Here is an 18,146-nt window from a genome sequence, read left to right on the forward strand (position 1 = left end):
TCAGATCGTGTGGGTTCGTGGGTCGGCAGGCAGTACGCGGCCGCCGACTGTGGCGTGGGTGGGTGGGTGCCAGGTGGTTCGGAGGTGGGAGCCGGTGCCTTGGATGACCAGGAGGTCTCGGGTCAGCCGGGCGGTTAGTTGGGTTACGGCCGAGCCTGTGGCTTCGTCTTCTACTACGCCCATGGCGGGGGCGAAGGCTCGGGCTCGGATGATGCCGGCGGGCTCGTCCTGCCAGGACCAGAGGAAGGTGTGGCCGGCTGAGTACGACGAAGGGTCGGCTGCCAGGACGTCCTCGGGAGTTGCCAGCTGGCGCCAGTCCCAGGGGCTGCCCCAGGTCGTGTCGGCTCGGACGGCGAAGAAGTCGCCGGAGCGGGTGACGGGGATGGGGCCTGCGGGGACTTGCAGGGTGTCGACCGGGTGGCCGTGGGTGTGGAGCCAGGCGGCGGCGCCGACGGTGGGGTGCCCGGCGAAGGCCATCTCGCGTGTGGCGGTGTAGATACGGAGCGTGCCGGTGGCGGCGTCGTCGACGTACACGGTCTCGCTGTAGCCGAGTTCGGCGGCCACGCGCTGCCGGTCGCTCTCACCGACGAGGCGGCCGTCGACGATGCCCAGTGGGTTGCCGAACCGGCCGTCCGGGTCGGCGAAGACCCTGACGACCTCGACCGGGAGGTTCAACTCAGAGAACGGCGATCGCGGCGATGATCGCGATCAGCAGCACCGCGCCGCCGACGATCGCGAGGATCCGCCCGTTGACCTTCGGTTCGCTGGCGGCCTCGGTGGCGCCTTCGTTGACGAAGGCGCGGAACATCTGCGTGTTCGCGCCCGGGTCCTGCTCGTTCTCCAGGTTCTGCAGGTTCTGCATGTTCTGCGGGACGTTCTGGTCAGCCATGGCCCAAGACCCTACCGGCACCCCGGACCCCCACCACTCACCAAGGGTCGGGTTTTACCGACTGCTCACGCTCCGTCCACCGCGTCGTGACGCGCGAAAACGGCGTTGGTGAGTGGTGGGGGTCCGTGTACCATTTGGTACATGCGCTTCGATCATTCCAGCACGATCCAGGCCCCGGCCGACCGGGTCTGGGAGGTATTCAGCGACGTCGAGCGGTGGCCCGACTGGACCCCGACCGTCGATTCCGTCGAGCGGCTGGACGCGGGCCGGATCCACGTCGGCGCCCGCACCCGGATCCGCCAGCCCAAGCTCCCGGTCGCCGTCTGGGAGGTGACCGAGCTCAAGGAAGGCGAGTACTTCGAATGGGTCTCGAAGGCCCCCGGCATCAAGACCACCGGCGGCCACCGCGTGATCAGCACGCCGGAAGGCACCGTCGCGACCGCGACGATCATCCAGGAGGGCCCGCTCGGCTGGCTCTTCGGCCGGCTGTACGCCAAGCTCACCCGGGACTACATCGCCACCGAGACCGCCAAACTGAAGGAAGTCTGCGAGTGAAGGAGCGAAGCGAGTTCACTCCAAGAAGGCACAGCGTCCGCGGCTCAGCCGCGCCCGGAGCGAAGCGAGGACGGGGTTGAGTCGAACCAGCCTGCTGGGTGACGCGATCGAGCATTTCGCGAAGAACGGGATCGGGGACGCGAGCCTGCGCAGTATCGCGACCTCGATCGGCACCAGTCACCGGATGCTGATCTACCACTTCGGTTCCCGCGAGGGTCTGCTCGCCGAGGTGGTCCGCACGGTCGAGCAGCAACAACGCGACCTCCTCGCCGCGTTGTCGGACCTTCCGGTCGAGGAGCAGGCCGAGGAGTTCTGGCGCCGCGTCACCGAGGCAGCGCTCGTTTACGGCCCGCTGTTCTTCGAGCTCAGCGCCCACGCGATGCAGGACCTGCCGCACACCGAGTCCCTCAAGGCCGACCTGATCAACGTCTGGCTGCCCCCGTTGATCGAGCTCTGCGTCCGCGCCGGCCTCCCGCCGGAGGAGGCACCGGCGTACGCGCGGCTCGGCCTGGCCGCCTCGCGGGGCCTGCTCTTCGACCTGCTCCTGACCGGCGATCGCGCGGGCGTCGACGAGGCGTCCGCGCTGCTCAACCGGCTGTTCACGCTCCCGGTTCGGTAGGCCGCTCGACCCATCCCGCCACGATCGGCAACCGCGAATCCCGCAGTACGGCGGTGAACGCGAACGGCCGGTCGAACGTGAGCTCCAGGCGACGCTCCTGCCGGGTGACCATCGCGGCCCGGGTCATCGCGATCGCGGTCACCGCAGCGGCCTCGAACCCGGTCGCGAAGAACCGCGCGAGCACCTTCTGCTTCGCCTGCCCGACCTGGAGCGGCGTTGGGCTGAGCGCACTGAAGTGCCCGCGTGCGCCCGGATCCGACGTGACCGCGGCCAGTCCGAACAGCTGAGGATCCGCGAGCAGATCGTGCTCGACCTCGATGCTGAACGACGGCAGCGACACCTTCAGATCCGGCCGCGACGCCGTGTTCCGCCCGATCGACAGCCCCGGCCCGGGCTCGTCCTCGGTTATGAGCTGACTTCCCGGTACGCCGTCGTTCGGCCGGGCGGCCGCCTTGAGCAGCGCCGGAAGGGCATCGTCGCCGATCCCCAGCAGTACGTCGACGTCCGCGTCGCCGCGCACCGTGACCACGGTCAGGTCGTCGTACCGGCGGACCGTGTCCAGGTCGAAGTCCGTGCGCTCGAGCCAGTGCCACGAACCCGCCCACGGGCCTTTGCCGACCCGACGGACCTGTTCGGTGAACGGGCGGACCCAGGTGGTTCGCAGGAGCAACGCCGAGGCGAGGACCAGCATCACGTCGGCGTCGAGGTTGAGGGGCATCTCGCGGATCAGGTCGTCGGTGTGTTCGGCGGCCCAGGCGTCGAGTTTCGCCTTGTCCACGGCCGGGTTGCCGGTCAGCAGGCCGACGAGCGGCGCGGGCATCACACTGTCGAACGACTCGGCGAGCTTGAGCTGCTCGCTGACCCACACGCCGAGCGCGGCGTTCAGGTCGGCGGAGGCTTCGATCGCCTCGATCAGGCGGATCGCGTCGGTCGACCCGGTGGCCGGATCCACCCCGGCGGCCGCGGCGAGTTCGGCGCGGCCGGGCTCGTCCGCGCCGGTCGCGAGGATCGCGAGCAGCGGCCAGAGACCGAGCCCGGCGACCACGGTGTTCTCCGCCGGAAGCGTCCGGGCCCAGCGGGTGGTGAGGTCGGTGACTGCGCGCACCACGTCGGCATCCATACCCTCAACACTGCCACACACCAGTATTTGCCGGAATGACGCTGATTTTCATTTCAAGGGCGCGGTGGGTGGTCGTCCGGGCGCACTCTGTTGTGTCAGGATGCGCACCGTGAGTACGCCAACCGAGGTCGAGGAATTGCCCGAGACGACGGAGAAAGAGCCGTCCGGGTCCTCGATCGCGTTCACCGCGACGCTCGTGCTGCTGGTCGGACTCGCGCTGTTCGGGCGACGGCTGTTCAACGCGTGGTTCACCGACGACGGGATCCGGACCTGGGCGACCATGTTCGTCGGCGTGACCGTGCAGGCGCTGCCGTTCCTCGTGCTCGGCGTACTGCTCTCGGCCGCCCTCACCGCCTTCGTCCCGGCCTCCTTCTTCGCGAAGGCGCTCCCGAAGCATCCCGCTCTCGCCGTACCGGTGGCCAGCGCGTCCGGAGTCGTGCTCCCGGGCTGCGAGTGCGCGTCGGTGCCGGTGTCGGCGGCGTTGATGAACCGCGGCGTCACCCCGGCCGCGGCGATCGCGTTCCTGCTGTCCGCGCCGGCGATCAACCCGGTCGTGCTGGCGTCGACCGCGGTGGCGTTCCCGGGGCAGCCGAAGGTGGTGGTCGCTCGTGCGGTGACCTCGCTCGCGGTGTCGATGATCCTCGGCTGGTTGTGGTTGCTGACCGGCAAGGGCGGGTCGTGGCTGAAGATGCCGAAGAACCGGCACGCGCACGACGACGGCAAGTTCGAGGTGTTCCGGTCCGCGATGCTGCACGACTTCCTGCACGCCGGCGGGTTCCTGGTGGTCGGCGCGGCCGCCGCGGCCACGCTGAACGTCGTCGTCCCGCGGGCCTGGCTCGACCACGTCGCGGGGAACCTCCTGCTGTCGGTGCTGATCCTGGGCCTGCTCGCCGTGCTGCTGGCGATCTGTTCCGAGGCGGATGCGTTCGTGGCGGCCAGCCTGACCCAGTTCTCGCTGACGGCGCGGCTCGCGTTCATGGTGGTCGGCCCGATCGTCGACGTGAAGCTGATCGCCCTGCAGACCGGAACCTTCGGCCCGAAGTTCGCCGTCCGGTTCGCCCCGGCCACCTTCGTGGTCGCCCTCCTGGCCAGTCTTCTCGTGGGGTGGTGGTTGTTGTGAAGCGCAACGTCGCCGGGTTGGTGATCGTGTTCGTCGGGGCTGCGATGGTGCAGCTTGCGACGTCCGGGACGTACTTGCGGTACGTGAAGCCCGGGATGCGGTGGATGCTGCTCGCGGCCGGGATCGTGCTGGTCGCGCTCGCGGTGACCGACGTACTCGTCAAGTCCCGGCAGGACCATGGGCACGGCTTGCCGCGGGCCGCCTGGCTGCTGCTGGTACCGATCTTCGCGTTGCTCGTCGTGGATCCGCCCGCGCTCGGCGCGGATGCCGCGCAACGGCAGTCACCGGTCGCCGCGAAGCCGGCGAAACCGGTCGAGCCGCAAGGGAACGCGTACTGGGGCGACGAGTCGCACGGCCCGCGGCCCATTACGGTCCGCGACTACTCGGTCTGGGCGGTGTGGGAGAAGGACACGATGCAGGGCCGGTCGTTCCAGCTGACCGGTTTCGTCACCCCGGCGAAGAACGGCGTCTGGTACGTGACCCGCATCGGCCTGACCTGTTGTGTCGCGGACGGTACGGCGTTCATGGTCGAGGCCCGCGGCCAGGCCGCGCCGCCGAAGAACCAATGGATCACGGTGACCGGCAAGTGGGCCGAGCCGACCAAACGCGCCGACGGCGACGTCGCCGCGCTCACGGTCGACACGGTCAAGCCGGTGGCCGCACCGGCCAACCCTTACGAGTAATTCAGCCAGCCGGCGACGACGGGCACTCCGGTCTGGCGGTGTACGGCGATGAAGCCGAAGGACCGCTCGAGGTTCACGTAGAGCGCCTTCGCGCCCAACGCCGCGCCCGCGGCCATCGCCATCGCGGTGACCGCGGCCGCTTCGAAGCCGGTCGCCGAGAACCGCGCCATCACGGCCTGCCGCGCCTGCCCGATCGCCAACGGCTGCGGGCTCAGCCCCGGGAAGTGCCCGCTGCTCGCGTCCGACGCGGACGTCAGCCCGAACACCTCGGGATGCTCCAGCAGGTCATGCTCCGCCTCGATCTCGAAGTACGGCATCGACAGCGCGACCGTCGGCTGCATGGAGTCGATCACCTGTACACCAGGCGCCGACCGCTCCGCCGCGAGCAGCTCGGACCCGCTGACCCCGTCCCCGTCGAGCTCCAACGCAGCGGACAGCACGGCCGCACGACCACCGTCACCAACCACCAGCCGTACGTCGAACTCGCCGGTCCCCCGCACCGTCACCACGGTCAACGGCCCCGCCGCACTGTCGTACACCTGCAAGCTGTCGAGGTCGGTGTCCGCTCGGCTCAACCACCGCCGATCGTTCCGCGGGTACTCCTCGAACGGCAGTGCCCACTCCGTCTTCAGCACCAGCGCCGACGCGAGCACCAGCAACACCTCAGGCGTGAGCTGCACCGGCATCCGCTGCAGCAGCCCGTCCGTCTGCTCGACCACCCACGCATCGAGCGCGGCGCGATCGGTCAACGTCCCACGGACCTCCGGCGGCAGGAAGCGATCCACACCCGGCTGCAGCTCGATCTCCGGTCGCGTCCACAGTCCCAACGCCATCCGTAGTTCGGGCGCCTGCAGCAGGCCGCCGTACCGTCCGCCCGCGGCCTCGGCCAGCTCGGTGTGAGCGGGCTCGTCCGCGACCTCGGCCAGCATCGCGAGCAGCGGCTGGACGCCGAGACCGGAGATCACGGTGCTGTCCTCGCCGGGCAGTTCGGCGATCCATCGCGCAGTCAGCCGAGCGACTTGAGATGCGTCCACTCACACATCCTGTCGCATCACCGTTTCATGCGCATGAAGCGCACAGTCGAGCCCAAGGTCCTGTACTTCGGTACGCCGGTCGTCCTGATCAGCTCCGCCAACCCCGACGGCACCACGAACCTCGCCCCGATGTCGTCCGCCTGGTGGCTCGGATACACCGCGATGCTCGGGATGGCGACGAGCTCGCAGACCGTGAAGAACCTCCGCGAGCGGCCGGAGCTCGTGCTGAACCTGGTCGAGCCGGACATGGTCGCGGCCCTCGACCGGATCGCGCTGCTGACCGGGTCGGAGGAGATGTCGGAGTCGAAGCGGGCGCGCGGGTACCGGTACGTGCCGGACAAGTTCGCCGCCGGCGGTCTGACCCGCGAACCGAGTGAACTGTCCGGCCCGGATTCCGTCCAGGAGAGCCCGATCAACCTCGAGGGCCGGATCGAGACGATCCGCGAGATCGGCGGGCCCGATTCGCATCTGTGCGCCTTGGAGATGAAGGTCGAGCGGGTCCGGGTTCGCGAGAACCTGCTGATGAGCAACGACCGCTACATCGACCCGCTGCGCTGGGACCCGCTGATCATGAAGTTCACCGAGTACTTCGCGGGCGGCGCTCCGGCGTACCCCTCGTCACTGGCGCGCGGGTGGCAGATGCCGCCGCTCACGCAGCTGCCTTCATCAGCTCACGGGTCTCCGTCGGTCGCGGGCTCCGGCGCCTGATGATCGTGCAGGCCATGCCGCCGATCACCAGCACCGCCGCGATCGCCTGCTGTGGTCCGACGGCCTCACCGCGCAGGACCCACGCGGCGGACATCCCGACGACCGGGACCAGCAGCGAGAACGGTGCGACCGTGCTGGCGTCGTACTGCCGGAGCAGGTAACCCCAGACGCCGAACCCGAACAGGGTCGCGCCGAAGGCGAGGTACGCGATCGCGCCGATGCCGCTCAGGTCGATCGCCCGGATCGCGTCGACGTCCGTCGTCGGCCCCTCGGTGAGCAGCGAGAGGAACAGGAGGGGTACGACGGCGACCGCGCTGGCCCAGACCATGAAGCGCAGCGTGTCCGGCGGCTTCGCGTACCGGGTGATCAGGTTGGCCACACCCCAGAACGCGGCCGCGACGATCACCAGCACCAGCGCGCCCAGCGGCGCCGACAGCTTGCGGTCGAGGACGATCAGCACGATCCCGACACACGCGATGACGATGCCGGCGAGCTGCGCGGGCCGCGGCCGCTCCCGCAGTACGGCGATCGCGAACAGGACCGTGAAGATCACCTGACTCTGCAGCACGAGCGACGACAACCCGGCAGGTACGCCGTGATCCATCGCGATGAACAGCAGCCCGAACTTCGCGACCCCGAGTGCGAGCCCGACGCCCACGACGTACCGCCAGGCGACACGTGGCGGGCCGAGCAGGAAGATCGCGGGGACGGCCGCGAAGAAGAAGCGCAGCGCGGACAGCAGGAGTGGCGGCATTCCTTCGAGGCCGACCTCGATCACGACGAAGTTGATGCCCCAGACAACGACGACGGCGAGGGCGAGGAGCAGGTCACGAGGCTTCATACGGTCCAGTGTTGGCGAGAGTACACTTAAGGACCAGCACCGATTGCTACCGCTAACGATGTAGGAGTGCTTCATGATTGATCTCGGACGACTCCGGGCACTGCACGCGGTGGCGCTCTACGGATCGGTCAATCGGGCAGCCGAGGTGCTCGGGTACACGCCGTCCGCAGTGTCGCAGCAACTGGCGAAGCTGGAGCGGGAAACCAGGACGACCCTGATCGAGCGGCAGGGGCGCGGGATCGTGCTGACGGACGCAGCCCAGCAGTTGGCGTCGACGGCGGCGCGGATTCTCGAGCTGGTCGAGGACGCCGAGCTGACACTGGAAGAGCAACGCGGTCAGGCGATCGGGACGCTCAGCATCGCCGCGTTCCCGACCGCGGCACGCGGGCTGTTGCCGCCCGCTCTCGCGCGCTTGGTCGACGAGCACGATCGGCTGGACGTCCGGGTCGTCGAGACGGACCCGTTCGAGGCGGTGGCCGCCGTCAACCGCGGCGAGATCGACATCGCGATCGTCCACGACTGGCACAACACCCCACTCGGTCTGCCCGAGGGGTTGTCGCGGGTGAAGCTCGGCTCCGATCCCGCCGACGTACTGGTGCCGGCGACGCATCGCCTGGCAGGCAAGGAGTTCGTCCGCGCGGAGGACCTGGTCGGCGAGCGGTGGATCTGCCAGCCGGTCGGGTCGATCTGCCACGAGTGGCTGATCCGGACGATGCGCCGTGCCGGCGTCGAGCCGGAGGTCGCGTACTCCGTCGCGGAGTACCAGACCCAGCTCGCGATGCTCGCCCGCGGCCTGGGCATCGGGCTGCTCCCCCGACTCGGCCGCGGACCGGTCCCCGGCGGCGTTGTCGTCGTACCGCTGCAGCCTGCGCCGAGCCGCCGCCTGTACGCCGTCTGGCGCACGACCACGTCCCGTCGGCCGGCCATCACCGTCACGCTCGCGACCCTGAAGGCAGCCTGGCCCTCACGCGATACCGCCTGATCACTATTGATCACCTTGCGCGACCAATTGACAGCGTTCCGCGCCTGCCGTTAGGTTCGACGGAACTATTAGGAAACCTTCCTAATCATCATCCTCCCCGACGCCCCCTCGGAGGAAGTTCATGATCCACTCTCTCGTGGCCGGCGTACTGCTGGCCGCATCAACCCTCGTACCTGCGAGTGCTCAGGCCGACGACACCCCGGTCGGCCGCAACGGGCAGTTGCATGTCTGCGGCACCAAGCTCTGCAACGAGCGCAACGAACCCGTCCAGCTGCGCGGCATGAGCACCCACGGCCTGCAGTGGTACGCCAACTGCGTCAAGACCGCGTCCCTGGACGCGCTCGCGACCGACTGGAAGGCCGACATCCTGCGCATCTCGATGTACGTGCAGGAGGACGGTTACGAGACCGACCCGGAGAAGTTCACCAACCTGGTGAACAACTACATCGAAGAGGCGACCCGGCGCGGCATGTACGCGCTGGTCGACTGGCACCAACTCGACCCGGGCGACCCGAACGCGAACCTCGGACTGGCGAAGACATTCTTCACCGAGATCGCCGAACGGCACAAGGACAAGAAGAACATCATCTACGACATCGCCAACGAGCCGAACGGCGTCAGCTGGGCCGGCATCAAGTCGTACGCCGAGCAGATGGTGCCGGTGATCCGGGCCAAGGACCCCGACGGCGTGATCTTCGTCGGCACCCACGGCTGGGCGTCGCTCGGCGTCTCCGACGGCGGCAGCGAGGCCGATGTCATCAACAACCCTGTGAACGCGACGAACCTGATGTACACGTTCCACTTCTACGCCGCGTCGCACAAGCAGGAGTACTTCGACGCCCTGTCCCGCGCGGCGGACCGGATCCCGTTGTTCGTCACGGAGTTCGGCACCCAGACGTACACCGGTGACGGCGGCAACGACTTCACCTGGTCGCAGAAGTACCTGGACTTCCTGGAGAGCAAACAGATCGGCTGGACGAACTGGAACTTCTCCGACGACTTCCGCTCCGGCGCGGTCTTCAAGGAAGGCACCTGCGCCGGCAACGATTTCGCCGGTACGTCGGTACTCAAGCCGGCCGGTGTGTGGATCCGCGATCACATCCGCAACCGCACCGCCTCCACCGAAACCACCGAGGTCGGCACGTCCGCGGAGCTGACCGCCGCCCTGACCAACGCCAAGCCCGGTGACACCATCAAGCTCGCCGACGGCACCTACACCGGCAACTTCAAGACCACGGTCGACGGCACGTCCTCGGCGCCGATCACGCTGACCGGCTCCGCGAACGCCGTACTGAAGGCCGGCGGCGGGTACGGCCTGCACCTGAACGGCGCGTCGTACTGGAACGTCCGCGGGATCACGGTGACCGGCGGGCAGAAGGGCATCATGATCGACAGCGCCACCCGCGTCACGATCGACGGCGTCACCGTGCACGGGCTGGACATGGAGGGCGTGCACTTCCGGAACAGCTCGACGTACGGCGTGATCAAGAACTCGCGCATCTACGACACCGGCAACGACGGCCGCGGGATGGGCGAGGGCGTGTACGTCGGCAGCGCGGGCGGCACTTCGGACAAGTCCGACCACGTGCAGATCCTCGGCAACACGATCGGCCCGGACGTCGGCGGCGAGGCGGTCGACCTCAAGGAGGGGACGACCGGCGGGCTCGTGTCCGGGAACAGCTTCGACGGGCGCGGCCTGACCGGCGCGAACTACGACGACAGCTGGATCGATGTCAAGGGCAACAACTACGTGATCGAGAACAACACCGGCAAGAACACCACGAACAACGGGTACGAGACGCACACCCAGCAGTCCGGCTGGGGGTGCGGAACGATGTTCCGTGGCAATGTTTCCGATCTTTCCGGCGCGACCGGAAGCGGGCGGTACGCGTTCAACATCACCAACTACAACGCCTCCAGCTGCAAGGTGACGATCGACCGCAGCAACACGATGACCGGCGGCAAGGCCCTCACCAACCCAGGCATCCCGGTCACCTGAAGCTCTGCTGACGTTCTTGATCCCGGCCCGGCTGACCCGCCCCGTCAGCCGGGTCGGCAGGCGGCGCGTCGACGATCTGCCGGAGTTTGTCCTCGGTCTCCTCGTCCAGTGCGGTGTAGACGGTCGCCCGGAGCGGCCCGAGCTGCGACAACCACAGGTTGATCGGCTCGATCCGCAGCAGGCCGTAGCCGTCGATCTCGAGCATCTTCGTCCGGGTGCTCGGCGCGGCCACGTCGTACCGCTCCCAGAGCTCCGCGAAGTACGGTGAACTCCCGAGCAGGCCCTGGATCAGGTCCTGCCACAGCGCGTCCCCGAGGTGATCGGCCGACGCTGCGCGGAACGCTGCGACCATGTGGTGCTTGGTCATCTCGGCGTCGACGAAACTGCACTTCCACCCGTCGGACACGAAGTTCAGCCAGAGCATGTTCCGCTCCTCGACCGGCACCGTCTCGAGGTCGAGCACCACCCGGCAGTACGCCTCGTTGAAGGCGAGGATGTCGTACCGCTCGTTCAGGACCACCGCCGGGTACGGCGTGACCGCGTCGAGCGTCTTCTGCACCGACGGGGGCAGCGCCGAGCACACGCCCTGCGCCGGACCGAACCGCAGCCCGGCCAGCCGGAACAGATGGCTGCGCTCCTGCCGGTCGAACCGCAGCGCCGACGCGATCGCATCCAGCACCTGGGCGGACACGTTGATGTCGCGGCCCTGCTCCAGCCACGTGTACCAGGTGACGCCCACTCCTGCGAGTAGTGCGACCTCCTCGCGCCGCAGCCCCGGCGTACGGCGTCGGCCGCCCGGAGCGAACCCGACCTCGTCCGGGCGGATGCGCTCGCGCCTGCTCCGCAGGAACACTCCGAGCTCACGGCGCCGGGCCGTCGCCGTAGTGTCGGTGGCAGCTGGGACAGTGGTCATGGTTCCATCATGGACACCGGCGCAACCGGGTGCCAGGTGCTGCGAGTAATAGGATAAGCAGGCTCTCACCACCAGGCTCCGAGCGCATGCAGGCTGAATGTCATGACAGACCAGCTCCAGGCTGCCACCACTCCGGTCACCGCTCGGCCGCCGGCCGCTGCGGTGCCGCTCAAGCCGGTGGCGCTCACGACTCTCATCTTCGGCGCCTTCCTGCCGATGCTCTCCTTCTTCGTCATCAACGTCGCCCTGCCCGCGATCGGCTCCGACCTGCGCGCCACGTCCGGCGAGCTCCAGCTCGTTGTCGGCAGCTACGGGATCGCCGTGGCGACCTTGCTCGTAGTCGGCGGTCGCCTCGGCGACACGTTCGGCCGCAAGCGCCTCTTCCTGATCGGCCTGATCGGCTTCACCGTGACATCGCTCATCTGCGCCATCGCCCCGACCATCGGCGTCCTACTCGTCGCACGGGTCGTCCAGGGCGCCGCAGGTGCCGCTGTCACCCCACAGGTGCTGGCGACGATCACCAGCCTCCTGACCGGCCAGCACCGCGCCCGTGCGATGGCCATGTACGGCGTGGCGGGCGGAGCAGCTGCAGCGTTCGGCCAGATCCTCGGTGGCGTACTCGTCGAGGCGAACGTGTTCGACCTCGGCTGGCGCGCGGTGTTCCTTGTCAACGTCCCTGTCGGCATCTTGGGCGTGGCTGCGGCGATCCGGCTGATCCCGGAAACCAAGGCAGCCAAGGCACAGCGCGTCGACCTCGTTGGAGCCGCTCTGCTCGCTCTGACGCTGGTCATGCTGCTCCTGCCACTCACGGAGGGCCGGCCGCTCGGCTGGCCGCTCTGGACGTGGCTGTGCCTGGCAGCAACGATTCCGGCCGTTGTGCTGCTCGGTGTACACCAGCACCGGGCTGAGCGCTCCGGTGCGGCTCCACTGATTCCACCTACCGTCCTGCGGCTGAAGGCGATGCGCATCGGCCTCCTGCTGGCAGTAGCGTTCTTCACCACGTTCGGCGGCTTCATGATGTTCGTCTTCGCGCTCGCCACCCAGGGCGAGGCGCGCATGTCTCCGCTGGAAGGCGGTCTGAGCCTGCTGCCGATGGCGGTCGGCTTCCTGATCACCTCGATCTACGGCCCGCGGCTGCAGGTCCGGTACGGCGCGGGTCTCATCGTCCGCGGCTGGATCATCCAGGGCGTCGGGTACGCCGTACTCGCGGCCGTCGCCCTCACCCTGTGGCCGGACGTCAGCCCGTTGAAGCTCGCCGTACCGATGTTGATCGCCGGTTTCGGCTCAGGCCTCGTCATGGTGCCGCTGATGGGCGTAGTGCTCAGCCAGGTCCCGCCTGCTCAAGCAGGTCTGGGCAGCGGCATCCTGCTCACCAGCCAGCAGACATGCCTCGCGCTGGGAGCCGCCACCGTCGGTACGGCGTACCTCGCCCTGGCCGGTACCTCCTGGGACCAGGGCGGCGCACTAGCCGCCGTAGCGCTCGCGATCACCGCAATCTCGTTGCTGATGACGCCCGTCACGCACCAGTTGCGGACCAGTGGGAAGGGCGCGTAACCGCCTTCGGAAGCCTGGTGGTGTGGTCGCCCCGAGCGGCGTTGATCTGGGACTGGGTGAGGAACAGCGCACCCGTCAGGTCAGCGCCGCTCAGATCGGCGTCACGGAGGTCGGCGCCGATCAGGTCCGCTTGGCGGAGGTCCGCGCCGCTGAGGTCGGCACCGATCAGGTAGGCGCCGCGCAGGTTGGCTTTCGCGAGGTCGGCCTGGCGCAGGCGCGCACCGATGAGATCGGCGCCGCGGCGTTCCTTTTTCTTCGGTTGCTTGCCGCGGACGAGCTGACTGGTCTGCAGCAGGACCTCGTTGACGACGGCCCGCTCCGCCACCACATCGACGGTCGTGAGGTCCGCCGTACGGCTCACGGCCTCCACGCGATCGATCGCCGGCTGCAGATCCTTGTTGTATTCATGGGCTTCGGTGAGATACCAGAGCAGTTCGTGCAGCTGCCGGAGGATCGGGAGCGCGGCGAACATCTCCGGCCCGCGCTTCGACAGCTCCTGGCCGGCGCCGAAGCAGTCGTACACGGTGCAGCCCGGGAAGCCCTTGGAGCGGAGCTGGCTGTGGATCGTGCAGCGGTGATCGTCGCTCAGATTCGGGCAGGGTTCACCGGCAGGCTTGTCGATCGCGAAGTCCGCCGACCGCGCGAACGTCAGGACGACACAGCAGAGGCCGACGCAGCTACCGCAGTCGGCCTGCAGATCAGTTCTGTTCGGCAACCGTCTGGCCGGTGCGGCGCCAGCGGATGCCGGCCTCGATGAACTCGTCGATCTCACCGTCGAACACACCCGACGTGTTCCCCGACTCGAACTGCGTCCGCAGGTCCTTCACCATCTGGTACGGGTGCAGGACGTACGAGCGCATCTGGTCACCCCACGAGCCCTGCACGTCCCCGCGCAGCGCGTCGATCTGGGCCCGCTCCTCGGCCTTCTTCAGCGCGAGCAGCTTGGCCTTCAGGATGACCATCGCACTGGCCTTGTTCTGCAGCTGGGACTTCTCGTTCTGGCAGGAGACCACGGTGCCGGTCGGGATGTGCGTGATCCGGACGGCGGAGTCGGTCGTGTTGACGCTCTGACCACCCGGACCGGACGACCGGTACACGTCGATCCGCAGCTCTTCTTCCGGTACGTCGATCTCGTCGGTCTGCTCGAGTACCGGAACGACCTCGACCGCGGCGAACGAGGTCTGCCGGCGGCCCTGGTTGTCGAACGGCGAGATCCGCACCAGCCGGTGCGTCCCGGACTCGACACTCAGCGTGCCGTACGCGTACGGCGCCTTGACCCCGAACGTCGTCGACTTGAGTCCGGCCTCTTCGGCGTACGACGTGTCGTAGACCTCGGTCGGGTAGCCGTGCCGCTCGGCCCAGCGCAAGTACATCCGCTGCAGCATCTCGGCGAAGTCCGCGGCGTCCACACCGCCCGCGCCGGAGCGGATCGTCACCAGCGCCTCACGCTCGTCGTACTCACCGGACAGCAGGGTGCGGACCTCGAGGGACTGGATCGCCTTGGCCACCGAGCCCAGTTCCTTCTCGGCCTCGGCCAGGCTGTCCGCGTCGTTCTCCTCGCGACCCAGCTCGACCAGCGCGCCGACGTCGTCGAGGCGGCCGCGCAGGTTCGTCACCCGCTCGACGTCGGCCTGCAGGCTGGACAGCCGCGACGTCACCTTCTGCGCGTTCGCCTGGTCGTCCCAGAGATCGGGCGCAGCGACCTGCTCGCCGAGCTCGTCGATCTCCTTGCGCATCGCAGGAAGATCGAGCACTTTCTCGATCGAGGTCATCGTCGCGTCGAGCTGCTTCAGCTCCGCGTCAAAATCCAGTCCAGCCACAACTAAGCAGCTTAGCTTAGAGGGCGGATGGGGGTCCTGCGCCGTAGCAAGCAGGTGCCCACCGAGTGCCGCGCAGTAGGCGCAGGACCCCCATCCGCCCTCCTAGGCCAGCCCGCGACGAAGAACGGCGAAGACCTGGGTGATCGCCTGTTCCAGCGCTGCCTGCGCGTTTTCGAGTTCGTCGGGTGCTGCGTCGTCGGGCAGGGCGTGCATCAACTGCTCCTCCAGGACCTTTTGCGCAGCGGCGTACATGGCTGCGATCAGGCGGTTGCGCAGGTGATCCGGTGATCGCTCGTCGAGCGCCTGGGTGAGGGATTTCTCGAGTTCGTCGGCGGTCAGCCGGCGCCGGGCGAGGAGCGCGGGGCTGCTCTCGATCGTGCGTACGAACTGCTTCCAGGTCTTGAGGTGCCCGACTTCCAGCCGCTCCCGGGTCCCTTTGAGGTACTCGGCCTCCAGCACATCGACCGGATCTGCCTCCCGCGGCGCCTCGCGGATCGCCCGCGCCGGCCCCGTCCACCACCCCGGCTCGTCGAAGAACAGGTCCTCCTTCGCCGGGAAGTGGTTGAACACCGTCTGTACGGCGACATCCGCCGCCCGCGCCACCTCGGCGACGGTGACCGCGTCGAAGCCGCGCTCGAGGAACAGCGTGGTGGCCACGTCCGAGATGGCCTGCCGCGTCTGCTGCTTCTTGCGTTCCCGCCGCCCGAGCTCCATTGCACCGACCCTAGCCGATCTGCTTTACTGATTCCATTGTTGTAGTCACTCTAATTTTGGAGCACATCCAATGACTGTTCTCGTCACCGGCGGTCGCGGCGCGATCGCCCGCGCCGTCACCGCCGGCCTGATCGCCGCCGGACAGGACGTCCGCGTCGCCAGCCGCGAACCCTCCGCCCTCCCGTCGGCCGTCGCCTACGACCCTTTGGACCCCGCACCGGCCTTGCGCGACATCAGCCAGGTCTTCCTGTACTCCGCCCCGTCGACGGCACCCGCCTTCGTGGCCGCGGCCGAGGCGGCCGGCGTGAAGCAGGTCGTCCTGCTCTCGTCGCTGTCCGCACTGGGCGGTCCCGAGGATCCCCATGCGAAGACCGAGCACGTGGTCGCCAACGCGTCGTACGCGACGACCCGGCTGCAGCCCGGTGCGTTCATGAGCAACGCCAAGTACTGGGCCCATCAGGTCCGCGCGATCGGTCAGATCCGGCTGCCCTACCTGGAGGCCGAGGAAGCGCCGATCCACGAGCAGGACATCGCCGACGCGGCCGTGCGCGTGCTGCTCGACGGGCCGGGCAACGGGCACGATGGTCGCGGATACCCGCTGACCGGACCGGAGTCGATGACGCGCCGGCACCAGATCGGGCTGATCACCGAGGTCACCGGCGTACCGATCGAAGCCGTCGACCTCACTCCCGACCAGGCCCGCGCCGAGATGGGGATGCGCGACGAAGGGCAGCGCGAGACATTGCTGGCGTACTGGGCGTCGCGCGTCGGCACCCCAGCCGCCATCGAACCCGGCGTCGAACTCCTCACCGGCCACACCGCCCGAACCTTCACCACCTGGCTCACCGACAACCCCGGCCTCTTCACCTGACACCACGTCAACCGTCGGGGTGTGAGTACCAGTCGCGTGAACATGCACTGGGGACCGGGAACAGGCAATGGTGACTCGGGACAGGCAATACCAGGTGCCTACCCACCATTGCCTGTTGCCTGATCCCGGACCGAGTTGATCACCGCCCACCCATCAGTCACAAGGACCGCAGCAACCTGTTCCCTCCCACGGCCGCCTGTCCGACCTCCGACTGGTGGACCGGCCGGATTCAGCGGATCGGGACGATCGCGGCGGCCTCGGAGGCGACGTCGGCCGTGCCCGGGAAGCCGGGCGGCTGGAACGGGAGGTCGGCGGTGGAGCTGAGCCGCACCGTCACCGTCGTACCCTCGACGTCCACCGACCAGTCGAGGTTGTCGAACCTGTTGCTCGCGGCAACGTCGTCGAGGTAGTCCGCGGTCAGCCGCCGCGCCTGGTCGGGATCGATCGCCGCGTTGCCGCCCGCGCCGGGCTGGGCGTACACCGCGGCGAGCCCGTTCGCGGCCGCGAGGACGGCGCCGTCCGCGGTCGCGTCGAGGTCCCGGCGGACCAGGAACGCCTTCGAGATATCGGTGACCACGACGACCATCAGCAGGATCACCACGGTGAACCCGACGATCAGCACAGTCATCTGCCCCTCGTCACCCCGCCTCCGCCGGGCCGCCTGCCCTTCTTCACCTCGCGCCCGCCGGGCCATCATCCGGCGCCTTTCGCCTGGCGGTAGTCGCCGAACGCCTCGGTGTGCGCGGAGCTGATCCGGATGGCTGGCGGTTCGCCGCCGAGCGCGTCCGGGATCAGGGGCAGCCGGACCTTCGTCTCCAGGGTGACCGTGACCGTCGACCCCGGCTCCAGACAGGCCGGATCGCAACTGATCGTGAGCTCGTCCGAACTGAGCTCCATCCCCTGATCCTTCATCGCCAGCTCCGCGGCGTCGAACGCGCGCGCCCGCGCCTCGTCCTCGGAGACACCGTCCGGCACGATCACGAACGCCCGCCCGGCCGCACGGGTCGCCGCGGTCGCGCCGTACGACGCCCGCTGTACGTCGAACACGCCGAGCATCATGTACACCAGCGGAACCATCAGCAGGATCGCCAACCAGGAGAACTCCACGACGGCGCTCCCGCGTTCGTCCCGGCGGCGCCTCACTCGCCGGTCTCCTTCACGGCATGTCCCTCGACGGTGAACGAGATGCCCGGTCCCCACAGCCCGAGCGGCGGCATGTGCGCTTGGACGGACACCTCGACGCCGGGCTGCCCGTCAATGTCTGTCTCCTCCGCGGACACCGAGTCGATCAGCCCGTCCGTCACCACGCCGTTGACCAAGTCCCTGGTGCGTGCCGCACCGTCGGCCGGCTCCCGGTTGAGCACGGCCGCGTAGTGCGCACCTTCGGAGGCCGCGGCCGTCACCGTGTTGCGCACGTACAGGAACAGGCCGACCTGGAGGATGCCGAGGAACAACGGCACCAGGATCGTCGAGACCAGCACGAAGTCGACAACCGCCGACCCCCGCTCACCGCGGGCCCTGCGCATTACTTGTTGCTGACCGAGGACAGGGCGTTGCGGAGCATGGTGGCGAGTTGGTCGCCGGCCAGTTTCCAGATCGCGACGACCAGGCCGGCCGTCATCACGGTGATCAGCACCCAGCCGGGTACGTCGCCGCGCTCGGTCCGCGCCGGACGTGGCTTCAGCAGCAACGTCAGGAACAGCCTCGTCAGGTATAGGGACATG

22 protein-coding genes are annotated in these 18,146 nt (G+C 68.4%); 9 read left to right on the top strand and 13 right to left on the bottom strand.

The annotated features are described in order from the left end of the window. Together E0H50_RS12175 and E0H50_RS12180 are read right to left on the bottom strand one after the other, a co-directional pair. Positions 1–675 (bottom strand): PhzF family phenazine biosynthesis protein, encoded by a 675-nt coding sequence (locus tag E0H50_RS12175; protein ID WP_131287203.1) that lies wholly within the window; start codon positions 673–675, stop codon positions 1–3. Position 676: 1 nt separating this feature from the next. Further along, positions 677–889, bottom strand: coding sequence for a hypothetical protein (locus E0H50_RS12180; protein WP_131287205.1), 213 nt, complete (start codon positions 887–889; stop codon positions 677–679). Positions 890–1,030: 141 nt separating this feature from the next. Between E0H50_RS12180 and E0H50_RS12185 the strand changes: the two genes are divergently transcribed. Both E0H50_RS12185 and E0H50_RS12190 read left to right on the top strand, forming a co-directional pair. Then, positions 1,031–1,444: an SRPBCC family protein gene (locus E0H50_RS12185; protein WP_131287207.1), complete on the top strand. Its 414-nt coding sequence runs from the start codon at positions 1,031–1,033 to the stop codon at positions 1,442–1,444. Positions 1,445–1,520: 76 nt separating this feature from the next. Continuing rightward, positions 1,521–2,063 carry a TetR/AcrR family transcriptional regulator gene (locus E0H50_RS12190; RefSeq protein ID WP_131287209.1) on the top strand — a complete coding sequence of 181 codons (543 nt, stop codon included), beginning with the start codon at positions 1,521–1,523 and terminating at the stop codon, positions 2,061–2,063. On the opposite strand, the gene E0H50_RS12195 is transcribed toward E0H50_RS12190, so the two are convergent. Further along, positions 2,044–3,183, bottom strand: coding sequence for a serpin family protein (locus tag E0H50_RS12195; RefSeq protein WP_131287211.1), 1,140 nt, complete (start codon positions 3,181–3,183; stop codon positions 2,044–2,046). The genes E0H50_RS12190 and E0H50_RS12195 overlap by 20 nt on opposite strands. Positions 3,184–3,292: 109 nt before the next feature. On the opposite strand from E0H50_RS12195, the gene E0H50_RS12200 reads away from it, so the two are divergent. Together E0H50_RS12200 and E0H50_RS12205 are read left to right on the top strand one after the other, a co-directional pair. Continuing rightward, the gene (locus tag E0H50_RS12200; RefSeq protein WP_238150922.1) at positions 3,293–4,303 is read left to right on the top strand and encodes a permease; all 1,011 of its coding nucleotides are present in this window, start codon (positions 3,293–3,295) and stop codon (positions 4,301–4,303) included. Beyond that, positions 4,300–4,986 (top strand): TIGR03943 family putative permease subunit, encoded by a 687-nt coding sequence (locus E0H50_RS12205; RefSeq protein ID WP_238150923.1) that lies wholly within the window; start codon positions 4,300–4,302, stop codon positions 4,984–4,986. Before E0H50_RS12200 ends, E0H50_RS12205 begins: the two co-directional genes overlap by 4 nt. Here E0H50_RS12205 and E0H50_RS12210 read toward each other — a convergent pair. Further along, a complete protein-coding gene (locus E0H50_RS12210) occupies positions 4,977–6,020 on the bottom strand; it encodes a serpin family protein (RefSeq protein ID WP_202868115.1) in 1,044 nt (347 codons plus the stop codon). The genes E0H50_RS12205 and E0H50_RS12210 overlap by 10 nt on opposite strands. 33 nt (positions 6,021–6,053) lie before the next feature. Here E0H50_RS12210 and E0H50_RS12215 point away from each other — a divergent pair, with 33 nt between their 5' ends. Next, positions 6,054–6,728, top strand: coding sequence for a flavin reductase family protein (locus E0H50_RS12215; protein ID WP_131287215.1), 675 nt, complete (start codon positions 6,054–6,056; stop codon positions 6,726–6,728). On the opposite strand, the gene E0H50_RS12220 is transcribed toward E0H50_RS12215, so the two are convergent. Then, positions 6,670–7,569: an EamA family transporter gene (locus E0H50_RS12220; protein WP_131287217.1), complete on the bottom strand. Its 900-nt coding sequence runs from the start codon at positions 7,567–7,569 to the stop codon at positions 6,670–6,672. The two genes, E0H50_RS12215 and E0H50_RS12220, sit on opposite strands and share 59 nt — an antisense overlap. Before the next feature lie 73 nt (positions 7,570–7,642). On the opposite strand from E0H50_RS12220, the gene E0H50_RS12225 reads away from it, so the two are divergent. Both E0H50_RS12225 and E0H50_RS12230 read left to right on the top strand, forming a co-directional pair. After that, positions 7,643–8,551, top strand: a complete 909-nt coding sequence (locus tag E0H50_RS12225) for a LysR family transcriptional regulator (protein WP_131287219.1) — start codon at positions 7,643–7,645, stop codon at positions 8,549–8,551. A gap of 121 nt (positions 8,552–8,672) precedes the next feature. After that, on the top strand, positions 8,673–10,550 hold the full coding sequence (locus tag E0H50_RS12230; RefSeq protein ID WP_131287221.1) for a cellulase family glycosylhydrolase: 1,878 nt from the start codon (positions 8,673–8,675) through the stop codon (positions 10,548–10,550). On the opposite strand, the gene E0H50_RS12235 is transcribed toward E0H50_RS12230, so the two are convergent. Continuing rightward, positions 10,543–11,463, bottom strand: a complete 921-nt coding sequence (locus E0H50_RS12235) for a helix-turn-helix transcriptional regulator (protein WP_131287223.1) — start codon at positions 11,461–11,463, stop codon at positions 10,543–10,545. The genes E0H50_RS12230 and E0H50_RS12235 overlap by 8 nt on opposite strands. A 102-nt stretch (positions 11,464–11,565) precedes the next feature. Here E0H50_RS12235 and E0H50_RS12240 point away from each other — a divergent pair, with 102 nt between their 5' ends. Continuing rightward, entirely contained in the window at positions 11,566–13,017 is a 1,452-nt protein-coding gene (locus E0H50_RS12240) for an MFS transporter (protein WP_131287225.1), read from the top strand. On the opposite strand, the gene E0H50_RS12245 is transcribed toward E0H50_RS12240, so the two are convergent. The 3 genes from E0H50_RS12245 to E0H50_RS12255 form a co-directional block, all read right to left on the bottom strand. Beyond that, a complete protein-coding gene (locus tag E0H50_RS12245; protein WP_131287227.1) occupies positions 12,980–13,732 on the bottom strand; it encodes a pentapeptide repeat-containing protein in 753 nt (250 codons plus the stop codon). The genes E0H50_RS12240 and E0H50_RS12245 overlap by 38 nt on opposite strands. After that, positions 13,716–14,837 carry a peptide chain release factor 2 gene (gene prfB / locus E0H50_RS12250; RefSeq protein WP_131287229.1) on the bottom strand — a complete coding sequence of 374 codons (1,122 nt, stop codon included), beginning with the start codon at positions 14,835–14,837 and terminating at the stop codon, positions 13,716–13,718. The genes E0H50_RS12245 and prfB overlap by 17 nt, the downstream gene beginning before the upstream one ends. Before the next feature lie 102 nt (positions 14,838–14,939). Then, complete coding sequence (locus E0H50_RS12255; RefSeq protein WP_131287231.1) at positions 14,940–15,551, bottom strand: TetR/AcrR family transcriptional regulator; 612 nt, start codon at positions 15,549–15,551, stop codon at positions 14,940–14,942. 70 nt (positions 15,552–15,621) lie between these two features. Here E0H50_RS12255 and E0H50_RS12260 point away from each other — a divergent pair, with 70 nt between their 5' ends. Then, positions 15,622–16,422, top strand: coding sequence for a Rossmann-fold NAD(P)-binding domain-containing protein (locus tag E0H50_RS12260; protein WP_131287233.1), 801 nt, complete (start codon positions 15,622–15,624; stop codon positions 16,420–16,422). A gap of 229 nt (positions 16,423–16,651) precedes the next feature. Here E0H50_RS12260 and E0H50_RS12265 read toward each other — a convergent pair whose 3' ends face one another. From E0H50_RS12265 to E0H50_RS12280, 4 genes are all read right to left on the bottom strand, one after another. Continuing rightward, positions 16,652–17,050 (bottom strand): pilus assembly protein TadG-related protein, encoded by a 399-nt coding sequence (locus E0H50_RS12265; protein WP_131287235.1) that lies wholly within the window; start codon positions 17,048–17,050, stop codon positions 16,652–16,654. A 65-nt stretch (positions 17,051–17,115) separates the two neighbouring features. Next, positions 17,116–17,565, bottom strand: coding sequence for a TadE/TadG family type IV pilus assembly protein (locus E0H50_RS12270; protein ID WP_131287237.1), 450 nt, complete (start codon positions 17,563–17,565; stop codon positions 17,116–17,118). Continuing rightward, complete coding sequence (locus E0H50_RS12275) at positions 17,562–17,948, bottom strand: TadE/TadG family type IV pilus assembly protein (RefSeq protein WP_131287239.1); 387 nt, start codon at positions 17,946–17,948, stop codon at positions 17,562–17,564. Before E0H50_RS12275 ends, E0H50_RS12270 begins: the two co-directional genes overlap by 4 nt. Further along, positions 17,948–18,145 (bottom strand): hypothetical protein, encoded by a 198-nt coding sequence (locus E0H50_RS12280; RefSeq protein WP_131287241.1) that lies wholly within the window; start codon positions 18,143–18,145, stop codon positions 17,948–17,950. The genes E0H50_RS12275 and E0H50_RS12280 overlap by 1 nt, the downstream gene beginning before the upstream one ends. Between the last annotated feature and the right edge of the window lies 1 nt (position 18,146).

The organism is Kribbella sindirgiensis (assembly GCF_004331435.1).
Taxonomy (GTDB): domain Bacteria; phylum Actinomycetota; class Actinomycetes; order Propionibacteriales; family Kribbellaceae; genus Kribbella; species Kribbella sindirgiensis.

Coding starts and splice junctions, on each gene's coding strand:
- E0H50_RS12180 (WP_131287205.1), bottom strand. CDS start 889: ATGGCTGACCAGAACGTCCCGCAGAACATGCAGAACCTGCAGAACCTG.
- E0H50_RS12195 (WP_131287211.1), bottom strand. CDS start 3,183: ATGGATGCCGACGTGGTGCGCGCAGTCACCGACCTCACCACCCGCTGG.
- E0H50_RS12220 (WP_131287217.1), bottom strand. CDS start 7,569: ATGAAGCCTCGTGACCTGCTCCTCGCCCTCGCCGTCGTCGTTGTCTGG.
- E0H50_RS12280 (WP_131287241.1), bottom strand. CDS start 18,145: ATGTCCCTATACCTGACGAGGCTGTTCCTGACGTTGCTGCTGAAGCCA.
- E0H50_RS12255 (WP_131287231.1), bottom strand. CDS start 15,551: ATGGAGCTCGGGCGGCGGGAACGCAAGAAGCAGCAGACGCGGCAGGCC.
- E0H50_RS12260 (WP_131287233.1), top strand. CDS start 15,622: ATGACTGTTCTCGTCACCGGCGGTCGCGGCGCGATCGCCCGCGCCGTC.
- E0H50_RS12240 (WP_131287225.1), top strand. CDS start 11,566: ATGACAGACCAGCTCCAGGCTGCCACCACTCCGGTCACCGCTCGGCCG.
- E0H50_RS12185 (WP_131287207.1), top strand. CDS start 1,031: ATGCGCTTCGATCATTCCAGCACGATCCAGGCCCCGGCCGACCGGGTC.
- E0H50_RS12265 (WP_131287235.1), bottom strand. CDS start 17,050: ATGACTGTGCTGATCGTCGGGTTCACCGTGGTGATCCTGCTGATGGTC.
- E0H50_RS12215 (WP_131287215.1), top strand. CDS start 6,054: ATGAAGCGCACAGTCGAGCCCAAGGTCCTGTACTTCGGTACGCCGGTC.
- E0H50_RS12275 (WP_131287239.1), bottom strand. CDS start 17,948: ATGCGCAGGGCCCGCGGTGAGCGGGGGTCGGCGGTTGTCGACTTCGTG.
- E0H50_RS12225 (WP_131287219.1), top strand. CDS start 7,643: ATGATTGATCTCGGACGACTCCGGGCACTGCACGCGGTGGCGCTCTAC.
- E0H50_RS12235 (WP_131287223.1), bottom strand. CDS start 11,463: ATGACCACTGTCCCAGCTGCCACCGACACTACGGCGACGGCCCGGCGC.
- E0H50_RS12230 (WP_131287221.1), top strand. CDS start 8,673: ATGATCCACTCTCTCGTGGCCGGCGTACTGCTGGCCGCATCAACCCTC.